Raw genomic sequence first — 18,908 nt, 5'->3', positions numbered from 1 at the left:
CTAAGGAATGTCTCTGCGTGAAAAATCGATCGCTAAGACACACGGCTCTAAGCGAAAACCGATATAGCGCATCAATGCGTAAGGCGCCGATATTCGGACGGCGTAACCTCGACGAATTTCTTGAAGGTGGTAGTAAAGTGCGCCTGATTTGAGAAGCCGACCGCCAGGGCGATGTCGGCGATCGACCAGGCGGTGTTGCGCAAGAGGCGCTTCGCTTCGCCGATGCGCTGCGTGATCAGGAAGTTGTACGGTGACGTACCGAACCGCGCATGGAATTGCCGGGTGAAGGACGATTCGCCGAGACCGCAAAGCTCGGCGAGCTCTTCGATCTTAACGTGCTCATCGAGGTGGTGATCTATGTAATCGCACACCTTGTTCGCATGGGCTTCGCTCAGCGCCGACTTTTGCGGCCCCTCGCTTTCGAGCAGACGCTTGCAATCGACGCTTGCCTGGCTTGAATCGTAATTGGCCAGCGCCGTGCTTACGAGGGCATCGACGGAGGCCGAATCGAACGGCTTTATGAGGTACCCGTTGGGCCGGATTGCGGAGGCTTTCGCCACCGTCTGCTTGTCGGCATGACTCGTCAGAAATGCCAGCGCCATGGAGTGGTCTTCGCGTAGCTCGGCTGCGAGCGCGATCCCGTCTTTATCGCCATCAATGTGAATATCGATCAGCGCGATTTCGGGCGCATGTTCGGAGGCCAGCGCCTTCGCATCGTCGAAATTGGTCGCGATGCCGACCGGTTCGTGTTCGAGCGATTTGACTATCTCGAACAAATCTCGGGCCGCGATGCGGTCATTCTCGATGATCAGCACTTTTGCCATGCGAAGCCCTTAAGCGCTGTCTGAGAATTTGAGATGATTGGGATCAGGCAGTGTAATACTCCATCCGCTTTCGCCGGCTAGATTTGTGGGCTGCATGTCACCCGCGTGTTCTCGCAGCAATTCAGTCAGCACGACTCTACTTACTTCACTCTCCTCGTCGATCAAAGGTGCGAGCTTGATCCGGAGGACGATTTCGTCCGGCATTCGGGTAAACTCGAAACTGGCCTCGGTCCCGTCATCGGATGACCGACCGCGCATCCAGGCAATAAGCACTTCGTTGATTATGAGGGCGATACCGCGGCTTTTGCGATGGGAAACGACCCCACCGACTTCGATCGCGAGACCACTCAAGGTGAATTTATAGCGGTCGTTCATCAGCTCGATCAGCGCGGCCAAAAACTCGTCCGCCGGGAGAGTTGGACTGCCGTTTTTAGCGAAAACGAAGTTGTCGATAAAGGAAAGTATCTCGATCCTGAGGCTGAGCGCCCGCAAGGCCTTTGCGCAATCGGCAAAGCAATCGGGAAGAAGATTGCGTCGTTCTATGTTCAGCAGGCTGGAGATGAACTGAACATCGTCACGGACAAGTCGCTGTGCGATCTCGGTTTTTTCCGACATGGTATCAGCGACCTTTCGCAACATGAGGGCCAGATAGGCGTGTTCGGAGAATCCGTGAGCATGACCCTCGACCCCCAACCGGCGATCCGCTTTCGAAATCGCGGCACGGTTTTCGTGATTCGCTGCTGAAAACAGGTTCTTTTGCGTCCGAAGCTTCGAAAATTGCGCTGCGTCCGGGATTTGAACAATTTCGCGCTGATCGTGAAATACCGCAGCAGCGAAAAACACCACCTTACAAATCACGAACCAAGGTGGGTCGTCGAGAAGCGGAGGGCGGCATGAGCCTCTACCAAAACACAATAACGACCGAGGGCGCCGGATCCGTGGCGCATCCGCGGGGCTTCCCTTTCGAGGGCAGAGTGAAGCACCAACGCTTCAAGCTTCCCGACGTTGCCCGCCGACCGACAACGGCCGAGGCTTACGTTGGATACGAAGACCCGCCAGCCTGGCGTTCGCTCATGAACCGCTCCTTGATCGGCGATAAGCGCGCTTTCGGGCAGCTAATGCAGGAATTCGAGATTTGCCTTGAGATCTATTTCTCACAAAGAAACACGGATGAAGTCGCGCTGCGGCTGGTCGAAGAGACCCTCGTCTCCGTAAACGAAAAGCGCCGTACCTGGGACATCACAAAGTCCGTTCTGGGTTGGTTGCTTGCGATTGCCGACTATCGGGCTGAACATCCACTCCAGGGTTCGATCCAATAGTAGGAAAGCGCCGCGCCCAGTCCCTGACCCCCCCCAAGGGCGCGCGCACTTAGCCCGGTGTCTGACTTCGACCCTCAGACACCGGGCCTTTTCCATTCACCAGGCAACGCGGCGTGCTCTTGCACATCATAGGGCTGACATCACCCAGGTGTCGGACGATCTGCGCTCGTCATCGCCGATCGCAGTGACGATGGTTCGCTGCGCATGGGCGAGCCACGCATTGTTACGGGCCCGCTTGGCGACGTAACGAACAATGAAGCGGCCCGTCTGACCACCTGCCATTTCGATCTTGCGCGTCATTTCGCGTGGAGTGTCACTGGCCGGAAAGAAGAGGTCGGGCGGGAGTTGGTCCAACAAGGCACCGCCGGCTTTCTGCAATTGGGCGATGTTGGTCCGATGCAATGCTTTCGCATCTGCGCTTTCCGGCCGTTTCGCGATGATCGACCTTGCCTGTGAAGCAGCCGCGTCGATATCGTGCTTCTGGGTGTATGTCCCCGCAGCGGCTATCAGACCGTTTTCCGCAAGCAGGATGGCCCACATCGCCTCGGTCGAACGGTCCTCCTCGATGCGAGCAAGCGCTGCGAGCGCGGCGGGCGCCTCGACATGGGCGGACAATTGGCGACCGCCGATTGCAATCCCCTGGCCCTGCACCGCGAAGCGCACCTCCCACTCCCGTTCGATCACCAGCGTCGCGCCGTCGCGGAGCGCACGCTCTATCCGCCGCTTGAGCAGCATCGGCCCCTGAGGAGCGGTGATCGGTGTTTTCGCGTGCAATGGTAAGGGGACAATGGCGGCTCCGGCACCAAAGCCCAAACCGGCCAATCCCGCAACGGCCCCGCGACGAGTTGCTCTCGTCATTTCAATCTCCGACCCTGTTATTTGCCGCGACTGACTGACGGCATATTATTTCTTGCTCGTGCGGGTCTGCAGTATCAGCCAATCCAGCGTCGCTGGATGGGCCTGTTCGCAAGACCAGCCCGTGATCGCAGGCGTATCATAGGGGTGGAGTTCGCCCAAACGACTAACGAGGTCTTCCAGCCTTTCACCGGTTGTTTTGAACAAGACTGCGATTTCTGTGCCACTCGAGCGCGTCTCCTGCCAATCGAAGATCGCTTCGATCTCGCCGATGATGTTGGCGCAAGCGATCAGCGATTCGTCGAGCAGCGTTCCGGCGGCACTGCGCGCCGTCTCGCGGTCGGGAAAAGGACACCAGACGAGAGCGGCGCCCTTTCCGCTCATTGCGCCTGACGCATCTGGCGCTGGACACCATCGCTGTGCATCGCCCACGCGGTCGCCGCCACCAGCAGTGCGCCGGTCAGCTGGTGCATTGCCGCCATCCAGAGCGAAACACCTGACAGGACAGTCGCAATGCCGAGCAGGACCATCAGCCCGAACGCGCTATGGACCAAAATCGAGGCCAGACGGTCGGTTTTTCGAACCCTCCGGGCGAGCCAGACCAGCGCGATCACCGCGATCCATGCCCACCAGCGGTGCAGGAAATGCAGCAGAAACGGATCGTGGGTCAGCGTCCAGAAAAAGCCGCTCGACCAGTCGATCTCAGGAATGAGCCTGCCGTTCATTAGCGGCCAGTCATAGGCGGCGTGGCCTGCATTGAGACCTGCAACCCATGCGCCGAGCAGCAGCTGGATAAACAGCACCGCCGCGACAATCACCGATGCTACTGTGAACGGAGCCGGGGCCACGCCAGGCTCGCGCGCAATTCGCCGCATGTCCCGTGTCGTCCAGACGAGCCCGGCAAGCAGCAGCAGCGCGGTGAGCAAATGGAGTGACAGACGGAAATGGCTTACATCGGTCATATCGCCGACGAGTCCCGATTGGACCATGAGCCAACCGAACAAGCCCTGAAGCCCGCCCAGCGCAAGCAAGCCGACCAAGCGCGGCTTAAACCCGCGAGGTATCACGCCCTTGATCCAGAACCACAGCAGCGGAACCGCGTAAACCACGCCGACCAGCCGCGCGAGCAGTCTGTGGAACCACTCCCAGAAGAAGATGAACTTGAAATCGGCGAGCGTCATGCCGCCAACGCTCGCCTCGAGCCTGTATTCCGGCGTGGCTCGGTACTTCGCGAACTCTTCCTGCCACGCTGCGTCGTTCAAGGGTGGGAGAATGCCGGTGGCCACATTCCATTCGGTAATCGAAAGGCCGCTTTCTGTGAGCCGCGTGATACCCCCAACCAGTACGATGACCACGACGAAGGCCGCTACCACCTCAAGCCAGCGCGCAATCGCAAGTGGGCGAGCGAAAGGGTCGCGATGCGATTCGTGCAATTCGTTCGGAAGAGCGCTGGTGGCCATGATGGCCGCGTAAATGTGCCGCGAGGCGGCTTTGCGCAAGTCCGTTTGCCGCAAACCCCTTTGCAAAGGGCGCAAGATTGCCCGCTAAATCGATAGTTCGATGCCGCAGGACTTGCGAAATGTGATAATGTTACATATCTGCAGTTCCACCACATGGCTGACACCTTCCTCTCGATTCGCCAGCGGTTCGACCGCGCAGGCATTTTGCTCGCAGGGCTCTGCGCACTGCACTGCGTCGCAACTATCGTCGTCGTGTCGGCTTTGGGCCTTGGCTCGCACTTTCTCTTGTCGCCCGAAATTCACCGGTTCGGACTGGCGCTGGCACTGATCATTGCGGCGGTTGCGATCGGGTGGGGCGCTCTGAAGCATCGGCGTGCGGCGCCGTTCGTAACCGCGATGACGGGACTTACCTTCATGGGCGGAGCGCTCGCGATCCCGCACGGCGCTGGTGAAGCGATCCTCACGCTGATCGGTGTGGTGCTGGTTTCGGCAGGCCACCTGCTGAACCTGCGCCCGGCCTCGCGCTCAGACTGATCCGCGCAGGCCTCGCAAACTCGCGGTTGCGCTTGCTGCGCTGAGGCCTATTTCACCTCCCATGAGCGATACCAAAAGCATCACCCTGAATGGCGAATCGCGCCGGACGAGCGCCGCGACGATCGCAGATCTTGTGCGCGAGTTAGAGTTTACGCCGGAGAAGGTCGCGGTCGAACGCAATGGCGATATCGTGCCGCGCTCGACCCTGGCGGAAGCTCCGCTTGCAGCGGGCGACACGCTGGAGATCGTGCACTTCGTCGGCGGCGGGGATGACGCAGATGGCAAAACTGACACATGGAGCGTCGCGGGCCGAACGTTCCGGTCACGCCTGATTGTCGGGACCGGCAAATACAAGGATTTCGAACAGAACGCCGCCGCACTCGAAGCAAGCGGCGCGGAAATCGTCACGGTTGCCGTGCGGCGGGTGAATGTGAGCGATCCCAAAGCGCCGATGCTGACCGATTACATCGATCCCAAGAAGGTGACATATCTGCCAAACACCGCGGGATGTTTTACCGGTGACGATGCCGTGCGCACCCTGCGGCTGGCGCGGGAGGCAGGCGGCTGGGATCTCGTCAAACTCGAAGTGCTTGGCGAGGCGCGCACGCTCTATCCCGACATGCGCGAAACGCTGGCGGCGACGGAAACGCTCGCCAAGGAGGGCTTCCTCCCGATGGTTTACTGCGTCGACGATCCCATCGCGGCCAAACAGCTGGAAGATGCCGGCGCGGTGGCAATCATGCCGCTGGGCGCGCCGATCGGATCGGGGCTGGGCATCCAGAACCAGGTCACGATCCGACTGATTGTCGAAGGCGCTAATGTACCGGTGCTGGTCGATGCAGGCGTCGGGACTGCTTCGGACGCGGCAGTGGGTATGGAACTGGGCTGCGACGGCATCCTCATGAATACTGCCATAGCTGAGGCGAAAGACCCGATCCGGATGGCCCGGGCGATGCAACTTGCCGTCGAGGCAGGCCGTGAAGCCTATCTTGCCGGGCGTATGGGCCGCCGCAAATATGCCGATCCCAGTTCACCCTTAGCGGGACTCATTTAATGACCGACACCCCGCCGCAAATAACGCTCGAAGATCACGGGTTGAAGGGCCGATACGTCATCAGACCGGATGGTGAGGGCGAGGAAGCCGAGCTTACCTATTCTCGTGCGTCCGACACACTCATCATCGTCGATCACACCGGCGTGCCGGATGCATTTCGCGGACGCGGCTACGGTAGGTTTCTCGCCGAGCGGGTGGTCGCCGATGCGCGCGAGAAGGGCTTCAAGATCGTGCCGCTCTGCCCCTTTTTCAAAGCTCAGGCCGACCGCCACCCCGATTGGGCGGATGTGATTTCCGGCTAACCGCCTAACACAAAATTAACCATGGTCGGCGAAAAGGTCCCTGTAACAGGGAGACGACCGTGACACTTGCCAGCACCACCAGTTTGGCCATCGGCGAAATGCGCGAGTTCGCAAGCTTCGCCGCGTGTGAGCAACGCTACATCAAACGCAGCCTCGATATTGGGCTGGCGCGCTGCGATGCGTTTCGCCTGTGGGGTCGGACTGAGCAAGAGAACACTGCGATCCGCCGCCAGTATGTGGCCTATCAGGATCTGAAGACCCTCCGCGACCTCGTTCCTACGGTCGGTGCCATGGGTGAGATCGAGCGGTTCATCGGCAAGCTTGTACGCACTGTCACCTTCGATCTCGAGCAGGAGCGGCTCGCGACGTTTTCGGCCTTCCGTTTCCTGTACGAACGTCTGCTCGGTCCCGAAGCGCGGCCCTATTTGCCCGCTGTATTCTGCGCCGCAGCGGCTCTGCCGCAAATTCGGCCCGAACGACGCAAGATGCTGCTACAAAGCTTGAGCGAAGCAGCAGCGACCGCACCTGCATGGTCGGATGCAATCCCAAGCTTTTATCCCGAGTTCATCGAGGACGTCGAGGCGGCTTGAAGCCCGCTTCGCCGGCAGACTACCCCTTGTACATCCCGTCGATGCGCGGCTGGTAGCGGTCGCGGATTTTATGCCGGCGGATTTTCATGCTCGGCGTCATTTCCTCGTTCTCGATCGTAAAAGCTTCGTCCGCAAATTCGAACTTTCGCACTTTTTCGATCACGGAGAGGTCCGCATTGGTCCGGTCGACGGCCTTCCGCACTGCCTGTTTGAAAGCGGGCAGGTTCTGCAGCGCCTTGAGGTCGAACTTCTCATCATTTGCGCGCGCCCATTCGAGCGCCCATTCGGCGTCTGGTACTATCAGGCCGACCACGTGCGGGCGCTTGTCACCGCTCACCATCGCCTGCGCGATTTCGGGTTGCAGCGTGAGCATCCCTTCGATTTTTTGCGGGGCAACATTATCGCCCTTGTCGTTGACGATCATATCCTTCTTGCGGTCGGTGATCACGATCCGGCCTTTGTCATCGAGGTGGCCGATATCGCCAGTGTGCAGCCATCCATCAATGATCGTGCGCGCCGTTTCGGCATCATTCTGCCAGTAACCGTGCATGACCAATTCGCCGCGGCACAGGATTTCGCCGTCCTCGGCAATCTCGATATCGACGCCGCGCATCGGCGGCCCGACCGTGTCCATTTTCAGACCGATTTTGGGCCGGTTGCAGCTCATCACGGGCCCGGCCTCGGTCTGGCCGTATCCTTGCAGCATGGTGAGCCCCATTGCCTCGAAGAAATTGCCGACATCGGGGTTGAGCGGGGCGCCGCCGGAAACCATCGCCTTGATCCGCCCGCCGAACTTGGCTCGGATCTTGGGGCGAAGGGTGCGTTCCACCAGCGCATCGAGCGGACGGTCGCGCAGGCGTTTCTTGCCCTCTGTTGAATTTTCGCTGATCCTGAGCGCAGTATCCATCATGAAGTTGGCCACGCGGCCCTGTTTCTCGACCTGCTTCATGATGCGCGTGCGCAGCACCTCGAACAGGCGCGGCACCACCACCATGAATGTCGGGCTGGTTTCCTCGATGTTCGAGGCGAGCTTTTCCAGGCCTTCGGAATAGAAGATTTCCGCCCCGACCGCGATCGGCAGGTATTGCCCTCCAGTATGCTCATAGGCGTGGCTGAGCGGGAGGAACGAGAGAAAGCGCTCTTCGCTGAGTCCGAAATCGTTGATGAGGATTTCCGCCGCCCCTGCGATATTGCAAAGGATTGATCCGTGGTGCTGTTTCACCCCGCGCGGCGCGCCGCCCGTGCCGCTGGTGTAGATCAGACAGGCCGTATCGTCCCGCTTGATATGGGCGAGGCGCGCGTCGACGGATTCGCGCGCGGCAGCCGCGTCGCCTGCGATCAGATCGTCCCAATTGTGATAGTCGAAGCTGCTCGCCTGTTGGCGGTGGAGATCCTCGATTCCGATGACGTGCTCGACTATGCCGGTGCGCCCAATTGCGCCCACAAGCGGTTTGAGCAGTTTCTCGGTTGAGACGATGACCGCCCGCGCGCCCGAATTGTCGAGGATGTGCGCGTGATCGCGCTCTGTATTCGTGATATAGGTCGGGACCGAGATGCATCCCGCTGCCATGATCGCGAGATCGGCAACGCACCATTCCGGACGGTTTTCGGAAACGATGGTAACGCGGTCGCCTTCGCCCAGCCCGATATGGCGCAGGCTTTCGGCCAGCAGGCAAACTTGGTCCGCGACCTGTCGCCAGCTCTGGGTGGTCCATTCGCCGTCTTTCTTGCGCCCCAGAAACGGAGCATCGCCCTTTTCATCGGCGCGCTTCAGAAAGAGTTCGACCAAATTGTCAGCGCGGTCGATGTCCTGGAGCGCTTGCGGGTCGGTAGGATCGATCACCGGGCGCGCCCCGGATGCTGGATGTTCGTTGGCTTGCACGGGAAATGGCTCTCCTCATCCCCTTGGAGGGTGTCATTATAAGTATGCTGTGGTCCTTGCGGTTCCGGATTAGGCGTTGTTCGCCGTAGCGGCAAGGAGGGCGGCGCCAGCTATTCGTAGCCGAGCAAGTCGGCGACGCGCGGATCGCCCGCCGATTCCCAGCCATCAGCCGTTCGGCGCAGCGCATTGGCTTTCCCGCGCGGCGTTCCGAAACGGATGTCGCCGTGACCAAGCGCCTTCAACTCGTCCGCCATTCCTTCTATCACGCTGCCTTCTTCAGACAGCACGATCTGGCCAAATCCCATGATCAGGGGGAGGCCCAGGGCCTCTTCGGCGGTCATGCCGAAATCGAGGACGCCGATGATCGAGCGCGCGATCTGAACCGGGATAGTTGGTCCGCCGGCTGCTCCGATTACGAGGACGATCTCCCCTTCGTCGTCGAACACGATTGTCGGTGCCATCGATGAGCGCGGACGCTTTCCACCTTGGACACGGTTGGCGACCGGTTTGCCGTCGACTTCGGCGGTGAAGCTGAAATCGGTCAGCTCGTTGTTGAGATAGAACCCGCCAAAGAACAACCCGGACCCGAAAGCGCCTTCGACGGTCGATGTGTAGCTGACCGCATTGCCCTGCGCGTCAACGACGGAGAAATGCGTGGTGCCGTTTTCGAGCGGCTCGTCACCGTCGGCGCGGGCGAGGGGTGCGCCAGGCGGGGTGCCAGCGACGACTTGTTCGAGCGCGCGGTTCGGATCGATCAAGGCACTGCGCGAGGCCACGTAAGCCGGATCGACAAGTCCGGCAACGGGCACTTCGACGAAATCGGCGTCCCCGATATATAGCTCGCGGTCGGCATAGGCGATGCGCTGGGATTCAAGGAAAATATGCCAGAAAGTCGGGCTTTCCGGCCCCATTGCGGCGACGTCGAACCGCTCGATCTGGCCGAGCATCTGCGCGACGGCCACACCGCCTGATGACGGCGGCCCCATGCCGCATACCCTGTAGGTGCGATACGGCGCGCAGACCGCGTTACGATCCTTGGCCTGGTAGGCCGTTATATCCGCCGTTGTCATCGTGCCGTCCTGCGGCGTCTCTTTGGCGATATATCTGGCGAGGCTCGCCGCGTTGCTTTCGTACAGCGACGTTGGTCCGGTTTCGGCCAGATCGGTCAGTGCCTCGACCAATTCCTCGTTGCGGATCAGCGTCCCGACAGGCCGCGCTTCACCATCGGGACCAAAAAACACACGGCGCGCATCGGCAGTCTTGCCAGCGCGATCCTTGTTTTGTGAAAGCGAGCCATTCAGCCGCCGGTTCATGAGGAAGCCGTCGCGTGCCAGCGCGATGGCAGGCTGGAACAGCTCCGCCCATTCGAGCTTTCCGAACCGTTCATGCGCTTTCGCGGCGAGCGCGATGTTGCCCGGGACTCCCACGCTGAGGCCTGAAAGGACGCTCAACTCGCGTGGAAGGCGCTCGCCATTTTCGTCGAGGAAGCGGCCCGGTGTCGCGGCGGCGGGCGCGGTTTCGCGCCCATCGAAGGTAGTGAGGCCATCCGCTCCTGCCCGAACGAGAAAGCCTCCTCCGCCGATGCCGGAACTCTGCGGTTCGACCACTGTCAGCGCCAGCATCACGGCTATAGCGGCGTCAGTGGCCGATCCGCCTTTCGCAAGGATCGCGTCGCCCGCCGCAGTTGCGCGGGGATCGGCCGCGCTTACGGCACCCCCTGTGGCTGCGGTTTCCTGTGCGGGCGGCACGGATACCACCTGTTCGGCGTACGGCGCGCAGGCGGCGAGACCGAAGCCAAGCGAAATTGCGATCAGTGTGTGTTTCAGCATGCGTGCCTCGCTATTCGGTTCCGACTGCCTCTGCAATGGTGGCAAATCCGTCGCGCTTCATAAGCCGCTCCAGCCCTTTCACGATTCGCGCGCCCAACCCCGGCCCGTGATACACCATGGCGGAATACAGCTGGATCAGGCTTGCCCCGGCACGAATACGTTCCCATGCATCGTCTGCGCTGCCGATCCCGCCGACTCCGATAAGCGGTATGGCTCCGCCGGTCGCCTTGCGAAAATCGCGCGCCCGCTGAAGCGCGAGCGGGCGAAGCGGTTCGCCCGATAACCCGCCGATCTCACCTGCGTGACGAGACCTGAGGTCCGGCCTGGAAATGGTCGTGTTGGAGACGATAAGCGCGCCAAGCTCCTTTTCGATCGCGATCCGCGCAATCGCATCGATGTCGGCCTGCTCGAGATCGGGAGCGACCTTGAGGAATATGGGCGGTGTGTGATCGCAGACCGCAACGGCGCGGGCTTCAATCACGGCGTCAATCAGTGCGGAAAGCGCGCCTTCATCCTGAAGTGCGCGCAGACCCGGTGTATTCGGGCTCGAAACATTGACCGCGAGATAGCTTGCATAAGGGGCCATGAGCCGCGCCATTTCCGCATAATCCGCGATGCGATCATCGGAGTCCTTGTTCGCGCCGATATTGACGCCGACGATGCCGTGCCGGCCGGATCTCGCCTTCAGCCTTGCGAGTGCAGCCTGCCCGCCCGCATTGTTGAATCCCATGCGGTTTATGACTGCGCGATCCTCTGCGAGTCGGAACAGTCTTGGTTTCGGGTTCCCTTCCTGGGGGCGGGGCGTAATAGATCCGACCTCGGTAAAGCCGAAACCCAGGCGCAGAAGCGCATCGGGCACTTCTGCATCCTTGTCGAACCCGGCGGCAACTCCGACGGGGTTGGGGAACCGCAATCCCGCTACATCGATGCAGAGCTTTTCGCGAATCGGGCTCGATCCGCGCTGAGGCAGCGCCTTCAAACCGGTGATTGCCAACCTGTGACCCGTTTCCGAATCGAGGGCGAACACGGCAGGCTTGATCAGGCGGAACAGCATGGCGTTCGCCTATCGCAGGTTCCACGCGCCTGTCGATAGTGTCAATTCGGGACAAGATTTTGGCCTGGCGAGGCGACCTTGTCGTTTCGATACAATTATTCTGCAAACGATTCGCATAGAACAATTTTGCGACCCGAAGGGCTCGGAGCAGTTTGCGAAGAGTTCCTCAACTCAAATGGGCGGTCCCTACGTGGGGCCGCCCTTTTTTTGTGTCATTTCAGTACAGAAGCCATTAGGTGCCTCGCACGGGGCAATCGCAATGGACTCATTTTTCGGGCAGAATTTGGAAGGAAGCAGCGCGGTTGCCGCGCTCGCCGACTTCGAGCTTACGCCCGATGCCCTGTTCGAAATCGACTACATCGCGCCCCCGGCTGCGCTGAGCGATCTCATCACGACGCTGTACCATATGCGCTGCGACGAATCGGTGTTTCGCGACATCCAGCCTGCGTCGATCGGGCACCTGTCGATTTTCCCTCACGGCAATGGCGAGATGCATTTCCGCGGCGGGTACAGCGAACCGAATCCCGAAATCGCGATTCTCACCCCGCTCTCCACTGCCGTACCGATCGTTGTCGACGGCCCCTTCCATGTCATCGGCGCTGCGCTGTCCCCGTTGGGCTGGGCAGCGCTGACGGGGCTGCACGCAGGCGAGCACCGCGACCATCTGGTCGAGGCGAACGTACTGATCGGGAACCAGTTCGATGATCTGGGCCGGCACCTCATCGAAAGCTACCGCGCAGGAACGATGAGCGGGCGCGAATGCGCTCTACAGATCGGCGATTTTATCGGACGGGCGGCAAAGAAGATCAATCCGCGCCATGCCGAGCTGGTACGGGTGGTCAACACCTGGCTTGGATCCTCGCTCAATCCCGACCTTGCCGATCTGATGGACAAGGCCGCGTACTCCGAACGCCAGGTTCAACGCGTTACCGAACGATATTTCGGATTGCCTCCTCAGGCGCTCGCCCGGAAATACCGCGCCTTGCGAGCTGCGGCCCTGCTGTCGTTCCCCCATCTGACGCCGGAATTCGAAGCCGAGCTGGGCGAGGCGTTTTTCGATCAATCACATATGATTCGCGAGATCACCCTGTTTGTAGGCAGGACGCCGGCACGCCTGTCCGACGATCAGACACCGTATCTGAGCGAGATGATTGATCCCAAGAACTTTCGCGAGCTGGACATCTGAAGTTCGGCGCCCATTCACAAAGTGCGCGCTACGCGCACAAACCCTTTCAACTACCGAGGTCACTTGATGCGCCGTATTCCCTTCCTGCTCGCCTCCTCTGCCGCAATCTCGCTCACAAGTGCCGCTCCCGTATTGCAGGCCCAGCCTTCCGGCGATCGCGCGCCGGTTGCCGAGCAGACTGATCAGGAATTCGAGAGCATCGATGCCTTCTTCAATGCCTACGACCAGGCTCAGCTCGATATGTCGCCTTCCGCAAAGGCGTATCGCGGGATCCGCGATGACGATTACGGGAAATGGACGGACCCATCGGATGAGGCGGAAGAGGCCCGATTCCAGCTGATGCAGGACACTGCCGCCCGCATGCGGGCCACCTTCGACATGGGGGAGCTGAGCGAAGATGAAGCGCTATCCTACCGACTGTACGAAATGATGGCGGAGCGGGAGGCGCTGCTCCATCCGTTCAGCAATTACGCTTTCGTCTTCGATCATCGCCGCGGCGCACACACCAGTATTCCAGCGTTTCTGATCAATATCCACCGCGTCAGCGAGCTGGACCATGCCGAGGCTTATGTCTCGCGGATCGCAGCGATGGGGCCTTATCTCGACACGATGACCGAGCAGGCGCGAGAGCGTGCGGACGCGGGGATAATGCCGCCGGATTGGGTTTATCCTTATGTGATTGCCGACATCGAAGCGCTTCTGGCCGCGGGCAGCGACAATGCTGTTCTCGAGGATTTCCGGGGCAAGATCGTCGCCGCCGATCTCGGTGCGGACATCGCCCGGCTCGAACTGCAGGCCGATAATGCGTGGCGAAACGAGGCCGTTCCCGCGTACCAGCGGCTGCTTGCCGAGGTTAAGCGCCAGCAGGCATTCGCGCCGACCGATGACGGCGTGTGGCGCTTGGCCGATGGGGACAAATATTACGCCGCGCGGCTGAAGAGTTACACGACGAAAGATCTCACCGCAGACGAGATCCACAATATCGGCCTGCGCGAGGTAGATCGGATTCACGGCGAAATGCACGCCATCATGGAGAAGGTCGGTTTCGAAGGATCGCTTCAGGACTTCTTCGAATTTGCGCGCACCGATGATCGCTTCTTCTACACCAGCCGTGAAGAATATATCGCCGATGCCCGCAAGAAGATCGACACGCTGGGCGAGAAGATGCCGGAATTCTTCGGCACGCTGCCCGAGGCTCCGATGGTCATCAAGGCGGTCGAAGCTTTCCGCGAAAAGAGCGCGGGCAAGGCCTTCTATCAGAGCCCGTCACCCGACGGATCGAGACCCGGCACGTACTACGTGAACCTCTATAATCTTCGCGACATGTCGAAGAATGAACTGGAAGCGCTCGCTTATCACGAAGGGCTGCCCGGTCACCATCTGCAGCGGGCGATCCAGACCGAACTCGGCGACAGCATGGCCCCGTTCCGGCGGTTCGGCGGTGTGACCGCGTATACCGAAGGTTGGGGCCTCTATTCCGAAGAATTGGGCAAGGACATGGGGTTCTATCAGGATCCGTATTCCGATTTCGGCAGGCTCGGGATGGAGCTCTGGCGGGCGTGCCGTCTGGTGGTCGATACCGGCCTGCACTCAAAGCGCTGGACCCGCGAAGAGGCGATAGAATACCTCGCAGAGAATACGCCGAACCCGCAGGGTGACATCGTCAACGCGATCGAACGCTATATCGTCACTCCGGGTCAGGCGACCGCGTATATGATCGGCAAGCTCAAGATCATGGAACTTCGCAGCATGGCCATGCGCGAGCTCGGCGACGACTTCGACTATCGCGGCTTTCACGATGCCGTGCTGCTCAGCGGGCCGGTGCCGCTCGACATTCTCGAAGAAAATGTCGAAAAGTGGGTGAACGAAGTCAAGGCGAGTTGACGCTGTCCAAAGCCGAACTGCGCCTCCGCACCGGAGTGATGTCGCTGAGATACAATGACCGTCGGTAGCACTGACATACTGCCTGAAACCTGCCGCCGTCTGCAATGGGTTTCCAAGTCCCCGCGGTCTCGGCATCGGGGACGGCTTGGCAGTGGGTCGCACTAGACTGCCATGCCGTCCCAATTCGAACTCTCGTACTATGATCCGCCGCCACGCCTTGCGCGGCATGTGCTTGCGCTCTTCCATTTCGCCTGGGACGAGGTGGAGATCGCCGACCGCCATCCGGGCGCTCTGGGCCAACTCGTCCTGTTCCCGCATGGGTCCGGCGCGCTTCATCTGCGAGACGGTTCGGAGCGAATCGAAAGCGATGCGCACATGCTTGCCGGGTTCGAAACGGCGGCGCCGTTCACGATCCAAGGGCCATGGCATTCCATCGGGGCATCGCTGTCGCCGCTGGGTTGGGCGGCGCTCGCCCGCCAGCCGGCCAACACCCATTTCAATCGCTTCATTCCCGCAGGCCAATTGCTGGGCGAGGAGATAGACGGTTTCGCGAAAGATATTAACGAGCGGTATCGGTCTGGCGAGCTGAGCGGGAAAGAAGCGTGCGATCTGCTGGCCAGTTGGATCGAGCCGCGCTTGCACCCCGTCCCGGGAATGCACGAACAATTGATCGAACACACTTTCGCGTGGCTCGGATCTTCCCTCAAACCCGATGTCGAAAGGCTGTTTTCAGGCCTCGATTATTCGCGGCGGCAGGCGGAGCGGCTGGTGACGCAGTATTTCGGGCTCTCCCCAATGGCCCTCGCGCGCAAGTATCGCGCCGTGCGCGCCGCCAGTCTGCTGGCGCAGCCTGAGATCACCGACGAGGCCGAAGCGGAGATTGCGACGGCGTTCTACGATCAGCCGCACATGATCCGGGAAATTCGGCGCTATTGCGGTTACACGCCGACGCGCCTTGGCGGACCTGAGGAGCCGCTTTTCCAAGCGATGCTTCGGATGAAAAATCTGGAGCGCTTGAAAAACTTTCGCCGCATCGGGTGAGGCTGCGCCGCACCGCACGCATGGTCCGCGCCTGGCCGTAAACGCGAACGACTCGCAAAAATCCGATTATGCTTGAAATCGGAGTAAAATGCTCCGATTTGATTCGTATGCGCCTTTCGAACCTTGCCGACTACGCCGTCATCACGATGAGCGCCGCTGCAAACCACTGTGGCGGTGAGCGAATTAGTGCAAGCGAGCTGGCTGAAGAAACCGGCCTGCCGCGGCCGACTGTCCAGAAACTCGTCAGCAAGCTGACGGGCGCGGGACTGCTTCGATCGCTGCGCGGCGCGCATGGCGGCTTGCAGCTTGCGCGGCCGGCTGCCGCGATCACGGTCGCCGATATCGTCGAAGCAGTCGAAGGGCCGATCGCGCTCACGGCCTGCGTCGATGCGCGCGGCGAGTGCGACCACGAAGCGCACTGCACGATGAAGCCACATTGGCCGATCATCAACGACGCCTTGCGCGGCGCCTTGGCCGAAATCACCCTTACCCAGCTGCGCACAAAGCCTGCGCAGCGCGCTCACGAAAAAGAAGTGGCATGACCGACAACCTCGATCTCGAAACGCCCGAAATGGACGCCGATGCAAAGGCGGCGGCTGCCAATGCTGCCGAATACGAGCATGGCTGGTCCTCCGACATCGAAACTGAATATGCCGAGAAAGGCCTATCGGAAGACACTGTGCGCTTCATTTCTGCGAAGAAGGGCGAGCCGGAATGGATGCTCGACTGGCGGCTGAAGGCATTCCGGCTGTGGCAGACCATGGAGGAGCCCGATTGGGCTAAGGTCGGCTATCCGAAAATCGATTACCAGGACGCGTATTACTACGCCGCGCCCAAAAAGAAGATCGAGCTGGAATCGCTTGATGAGCTCGATCCCGAGATCAAGCGCGTTTACGACAAGCTCGGAATTCCCGTGGCGGAGCAGGAAGTGCTCGCCGGGGTAAAGGGTGCGCGCAAGGTTGCGGTCGATGCCGTGTTCGACAGTGTCAGCGTCGCGACCACTTTCCGCGAAGAGCTTAAGAAAGCGGGCGTGATCTTCCTGTCGATCAGCGAAGCGATCAAGGAATATCCCGAGCTGGTGAAGAAGTGGCTCGGTCGGGTCGTGCCTCAGCGCGACAATTATTTTGCCACGCTCAATTGCGCGGTCTTTTCCGACGGGACCTTTGTCTATGTGCCTGAGGGCGTTCGCTGCCCGATGGAGCTGTCGACCTATTTCCGCATCAATGCTGAGAATACCGGTCAGTTCGAACGCACGCTGATCATTGCCGAGAAGGGGTCATACGTTTCCTATCTCGAAGGCTGCACTGCGCCGATGCGCGACGAGAACCAGCTCCACGCTGCCGTGGTCGAACTGGTCGCCATGGAAGATGCCGAGATCAAGTATTCGACCGTGCAGAACTGGTATCCCGGCAACAGCGAAGGTGTCGGCGGTATCTACAATTTCGTGACCAAGCGCGGGCTGTGCCAGGGCGACCGGTCAAAAATCAGCTGGACGCAGGTCGAAACCGGATCCGCTGTGACATGGAAGTATCCAAGCTGTGTCCTGAATGGTGAAAACAGCGTGGGTGAATTCTATTCGGTCGCGGTGACCAACAATCACCAGCAGGCCGACACCGGCACGAAGATGATCCACAACGGCAAAGGATCGCGTTCGACGATCATTTCCAAGGGGATCAGTGCTGGCAAATCGAACAACACCTATCGCGGACTCGTCCGCGTCGGCCCGAAAGCCGAGGGTGTGCGCAACTTCACCCAGTGCGACAGCCTGCTTCTCGGCGACGAGTGCGGCGCGCACACCGTGCCTTACATCGAGGTCAAGAACCCCGGCGCGCAGATCGAGCACGAGGCGACCACTTCCAAGATCAGCGACGAACAGCTGTTCTACGCGATGCAGCGGGGACTGGACGAGGAAGAGGCCGTGGCGCTGATCGTCAACGGTTTCGCCAAGGACGTGCTGAAAGAGCTACCGATGGAGTTTGCCGTCGAAGCGCAGAAGCTGCTGGCGATCTCGCTTGAGGGGAGTGTGGGGTGATAGCCGTCGCAGAAACTCTCGAGGTGCGCCAGGTTCGTTCTGAAGACGCCGAACCATTGGCGCAATTGCTGAATGAAGTAATTCGCGCTGGCGGCACGACCGCGCTTGAAGAATCCTTTTCAGGCGAATCGCTCGATCAGAAATATCTTACGGGTCCTGACGTGCTTGGCTGTTTCGTGGCCGAAGATCCGCATTCCGGTGAAGTTGCCGGCTTCCAAACTCTGGTGAGATCCTCCTCTCTGCCCGATGGGGTCGCCGATATCGCGACGTTCGCGCAGCGAGCGGCAACGCAGCGCGGAATAGGGACCAGACTGTTTGCTGCGACCAGCGTCCGCGCTCGCGAATTAGGCCTGAAAGAGATCAACGCCACGATCCGTGCGGATAACACGGGAGGCATCGCCTTTTATTCGAAGATGGGTTTCGAACATCATTCGGTCACGGAAGCTGTCCCGCTGGCGGATGGTACACCAGTCGACCGGGTGCATAAGCGCTTTAAGCTGAGCTCCAAAGCCAAAACGGCGGGCAATTCGCGCAAAACCCTCGGCCTCAAAGACACGTCCGACGCCACTGCCAATCTCAACAAGAAAGGCCGCGGCTGGAAGATTTCGGATTCGCGCCTCGATGAGCTGCACAATCAGGCGCGCGAACGCCGCCGCTTTTCGTCCGAGGCGCATAAGGCGCTTGCCAAGCGGTTTGCCGAGGCGGACCTTGGCCGTCACACCTTCAAGCGCCACGCCGTCGTCGGCAGCGCGATTGTCGATTTCAATTGCCATACGCTCGGAATGGCGGTCGATATTTTCGAGGAAGGCGACAACGAACAGCTCGCGGCTCGCCGCGACAAGAGCCTCGAGGCGGTCGGTATAAAAGTGATGCGTGTCCGCGCATCCGACATCCTCGACGATATGGACAAGGTGCTGGAGCGGATCACGCTCGGAATGAGGGCCCGGATCGGAGATCGCCGCGAGGCCGCCCGCGCACACCGCGAAGCCAACCCCAAACAGGATTATCCCAGCCGCCGCAGCTGACGGGCGGTGCGAAGCAGAACCAAATTTTTGAAGAGAT

The 18,908-nt window shown here is 60.3% G+C and carries 19 protein-coding genes; 11 read left to right on the top strand and 8 right to left on the bottom strand.

Going from position 1 to position 18,908, the window contains the following annotated elements:
• Positions 1-71: 71 nt before the first annotated feature.
• Together KCG45_RS05155 and KCG45_RS05150 are read right to left on the bottom strand one after the other, a co-directional pair.
• Positions 72-824 (bottom strand): response regulator transcription factor, encoded by a 753-nt coding sequence (locus KCG45_RS05155; RefSeq protein ID WP_218316000.1) that lies wholly within the window; start codon positions 822-824, stop codon positions 72-74.
• 9 nt (positions 825-833) lie between these two features.
• Positions 834-1,439 carry a hypothetical protein gene (locus KCG45_RS05150; RefSeq protein ID WP_218315999.1) on the bottom strand — a complete coding sequence of 202 codons (606 nt, stop codon included), beginning with the start codon at positions 1,437-1,439 and terminating at the stop codon, positions 834-836.
• A 278-nt stretch (positions 1,440-1,717) separates the two neighbouring features.
• Between KCG45_RS05150 and KCG45_RS05145 the strand changes: the two genes are divergently transcribed.
• The gene (locus KCG45_RS05145; RefSeq protein ID WP_218315998.1) at positions 1,718-2,143 is read left to right on the top strand and encodes a hypothetical protein; all 426 of its coding nucleotides are present in this window, start codon (positions 1,718-1,720) and stop codon (positions 2,141-2,143) included.
• Between the two features lie 126 nt (positions 2,144-2,269).
• On the opposite strand, the gene KCG45_RS05140 is transcribed toward KCG45_RS05145, so the two are convergent.
• The 3 genes from KCG45_RS05140 to KCG45_RS05130 are packed head-to-tail and all read right to left on the bottom strand — an operon-like array spanning position 2,270 to position 4,458.
• Entirely contained in the window at positions 2,270-3,001 is a 732-nt protein-coding gene (locus tag KCG45_RS05140; protein ID WP_218315997.1) for a hypothetical protein, read from the bottom strand.
• 45 nt (positions 3,002-3,046) lie between these two features.
• A complete protein-coding gene (gene cutA, locus KCG45_RS05135) occupies positions 3,047-3,382 on the bottom strand; it encodes a divalent-cation tolerance protein CutA (protein ID WP_218315996.1) in 336 nt (111 codons plus the stop codon).
• Positions 3,379-4,458 carry a COX15/CtaA family protein gene (locus tag KCG45_RS05130; protein WP_218315995.1) on the bottom strand — a complete coding sequence of 360 codons (1,080 nt, stop codon included), beginning with the start codon at positions 4,456-4,458 and terminating at the stop codon, positions 3,379-3,381. The genes cutA and KCG45_RS05130 overlap by 4 nt, the downstream gene beginning before the upstream one ends.
• Before the next feature lie 153 nt (positions 4,459-4,611).
• On the opposite strand from KCG45_RS05130, the gene KCG45_RS05125 reads away from it, so the two are divergent.
• The 4 genes from KCG45_RS05125 to KCG45_RS05110 all read left to right on the top strand — a co-directional run bounded on the left by KCG45_RS05125 (position 4,612) and on the right by KCG45_RS05110 (position 6,938).
• Positions 4,612-4,992, top strand: coding sequence for a MerC domain-containing protein (locus tag KCG45_RS05125; RefSeq protein WP_218315994.1), 381 nt, complete (start codon positions 4,612-4,614; stop codon positions 4,990-4,992).
• Positions 4,993-5,053: 61 nt separating this feature from the next.
• Complete coding sequence (thiS, locus tag KCG45_RS05120) at positions 5,054-6,046, top strand: sulfur carrier protein ThiS (RefSeq protein ID WP_218315993.1); 993 nt, start codon at positions 5,054-5,056, stop codon at positions 6,044-6,046.
• Positions 6,046-6,348 (top strand): GNAT family N-acetyltransferase, encoded by a 303-nt coding sequence (locus KCG45_RS05115; RefSeq protein WP_218315992.1) that lies wholly within the window; start codon positions 6,046-6,048, stop codon positions 6,346-6,348. Before thiS ends, KCG45_RS05115 begins: the two co-directional genes overlap by 1 nt.
• Before the next feature lie 98 nt (positions 6,349-6,446).
• On the top strand, positions 6,447-6,938 hold the full coding sequence (locus KCG45_RS05110) for a hypothetical protein (RefSeq protein ID WP_218316457.1): 492 nt from the start codon (positions 6,447-6,449) through the stop codon (positions 6,936-6,938).
• A gap of 19 nt (positions 6,939-6,957) precedes the next feature.
• Here KCG45_RS05110 and KCG45_RS05105 read toward each other — a convergent pair whose 3' ends face one another.
• From KCG45_RS05105 to KCG45_RS05095, 3 genes are all read right to left on the bottom strand, one after another.
• On the bottom strand, positions 6,958-8,781 hold the full coding sequence (locus KCG45_RS05105) for an AMP-dependent synthetase/ligase (RefSeq protein WP_369410750.1): 1,824 nt from the start codon (positions 8,779-8,781) through the stop codon (positions 6,958-6,960).
• Between the two features lie 149 nt (positions 8,782-8,930).
• On the bottom strand, positions 8,931-10,649 hold the full coding sequence (gene ggt / locus KCG45_RS05100; protein ID WP_218315991.1) for a gamma-glutamyltransferase: 1,719 nt from the start codon (positions 10,647-10,649) through the stop codon (positions 8,931-8,933).
• Between the two features lie 10 nt (positions 10,650-10,659).
• The gene (locus KCG45_RS05095; protein WP_218315990.1) at positions 10,660-11,703 is read right to left on the bottom strand and encodes a quinone-dependent dihydroorotate dehydrogenase; all 1,044 of its coding nucleotides are present in this window, start codon (positions 11,701-11,703) and stop codon (positions 10,660-10,662) included.
• A gap of 259 nt (positions 11,704-11,962) precedes the next feature.
• Between KCG45_RS05095 and KCG45_RS05090 the strand changes: the two genes are divergently transcribed.
• The 6 genes from KCG45_RS05090 (at position 11,963) to KCG45_RS15600 (ending at position 18,871) form a co-directional block, all read left to right on the top strand.
• The gene (locus KCG45_RS05090; protein WP_218315989.1) at positions 11,963-12,889 is read left to right on the top strand and encodes a helix-turn-helix transcriptional regulator; all 927 of its coding nucleotides are present in this window, start codon (positions 11,963-11,965) and stop codon (positions 12,887-12,889) included.
• 66 nt (positions 12,890-12,955) lie between these two features.
• Entirely contained in the window at positions 12,956-14,773 is a 1,818-nt protein-coding gene (locus tag KCG45_RS05085) for a DUF885 domain-containing protein (RefSeq protein ID WP_218315988.1), read from the top strand.
• Between the two features lie 171 nt (positions 14,774-14,944).
• Positions 14,945-15,814, top strand: a complete 870-nt coding sequence (locus tag KCG45_RS05080; protein WP_218315987.1) for a helix-turn-helix transcriptional regulator — start codon at positions 14,945-14,947, stop codon at positions 15,812-15,814.
• Between the two features lie 107 nt (positions 15,815-15,921).
• A complete protein-coding gene (locus KCG45_RS05075) occupies positions 15,922-16,356 on the top strand; it encodes an SUF system Fe-S cluster assembly regulator (protein WP_218316455.1) in 435 nt (144 codons plus the stop codon).
• Positions 16,353-17,846, top strand: a complete 1,494-nt coding sequence (gene sufB / locus KCG45_RS05070; protein WP_218315986.1) for a Fe-S cluster assembly protein SufB — start codon at positions 16,353-16,355, stop codon at positions 17,844-17,846. Before KCG45_RS05075 ends, sufB begins: the two co-directional genes overlap by 4 nt.
• Positions 17,843-18,871, top strand: a complete 1,029-nt coding sequence (locus KCG45_RS15600; RefSeq protein ID WP_369410736.1) for a GNAT family N-acetyltransferase — start codon at positions 17,843-17,845, stop codon at positions 18,869-18,871. The genes sufB and KCG45_RS15600 overlap by 4 nt, the downstream gene beginning before the upstream one ends.
• The last annotated feature ends 37 nt before the right edge of the window (positions 18,872-18,908 follow it).

The organism is Erythrobacter ani (genome assembly GCF_019204025.1).
GTDB lineage: Bacteria > Pseudomonadota > Alphaproteobacteria > Sphingomonadales > Sphingomonadaceae > Erythrobacter > Erythrobacter ani.
Note: the sequence above shows the minus strand (reverse complement) of the source record. Positions and strands in the feature narration are given on the sequence as shown.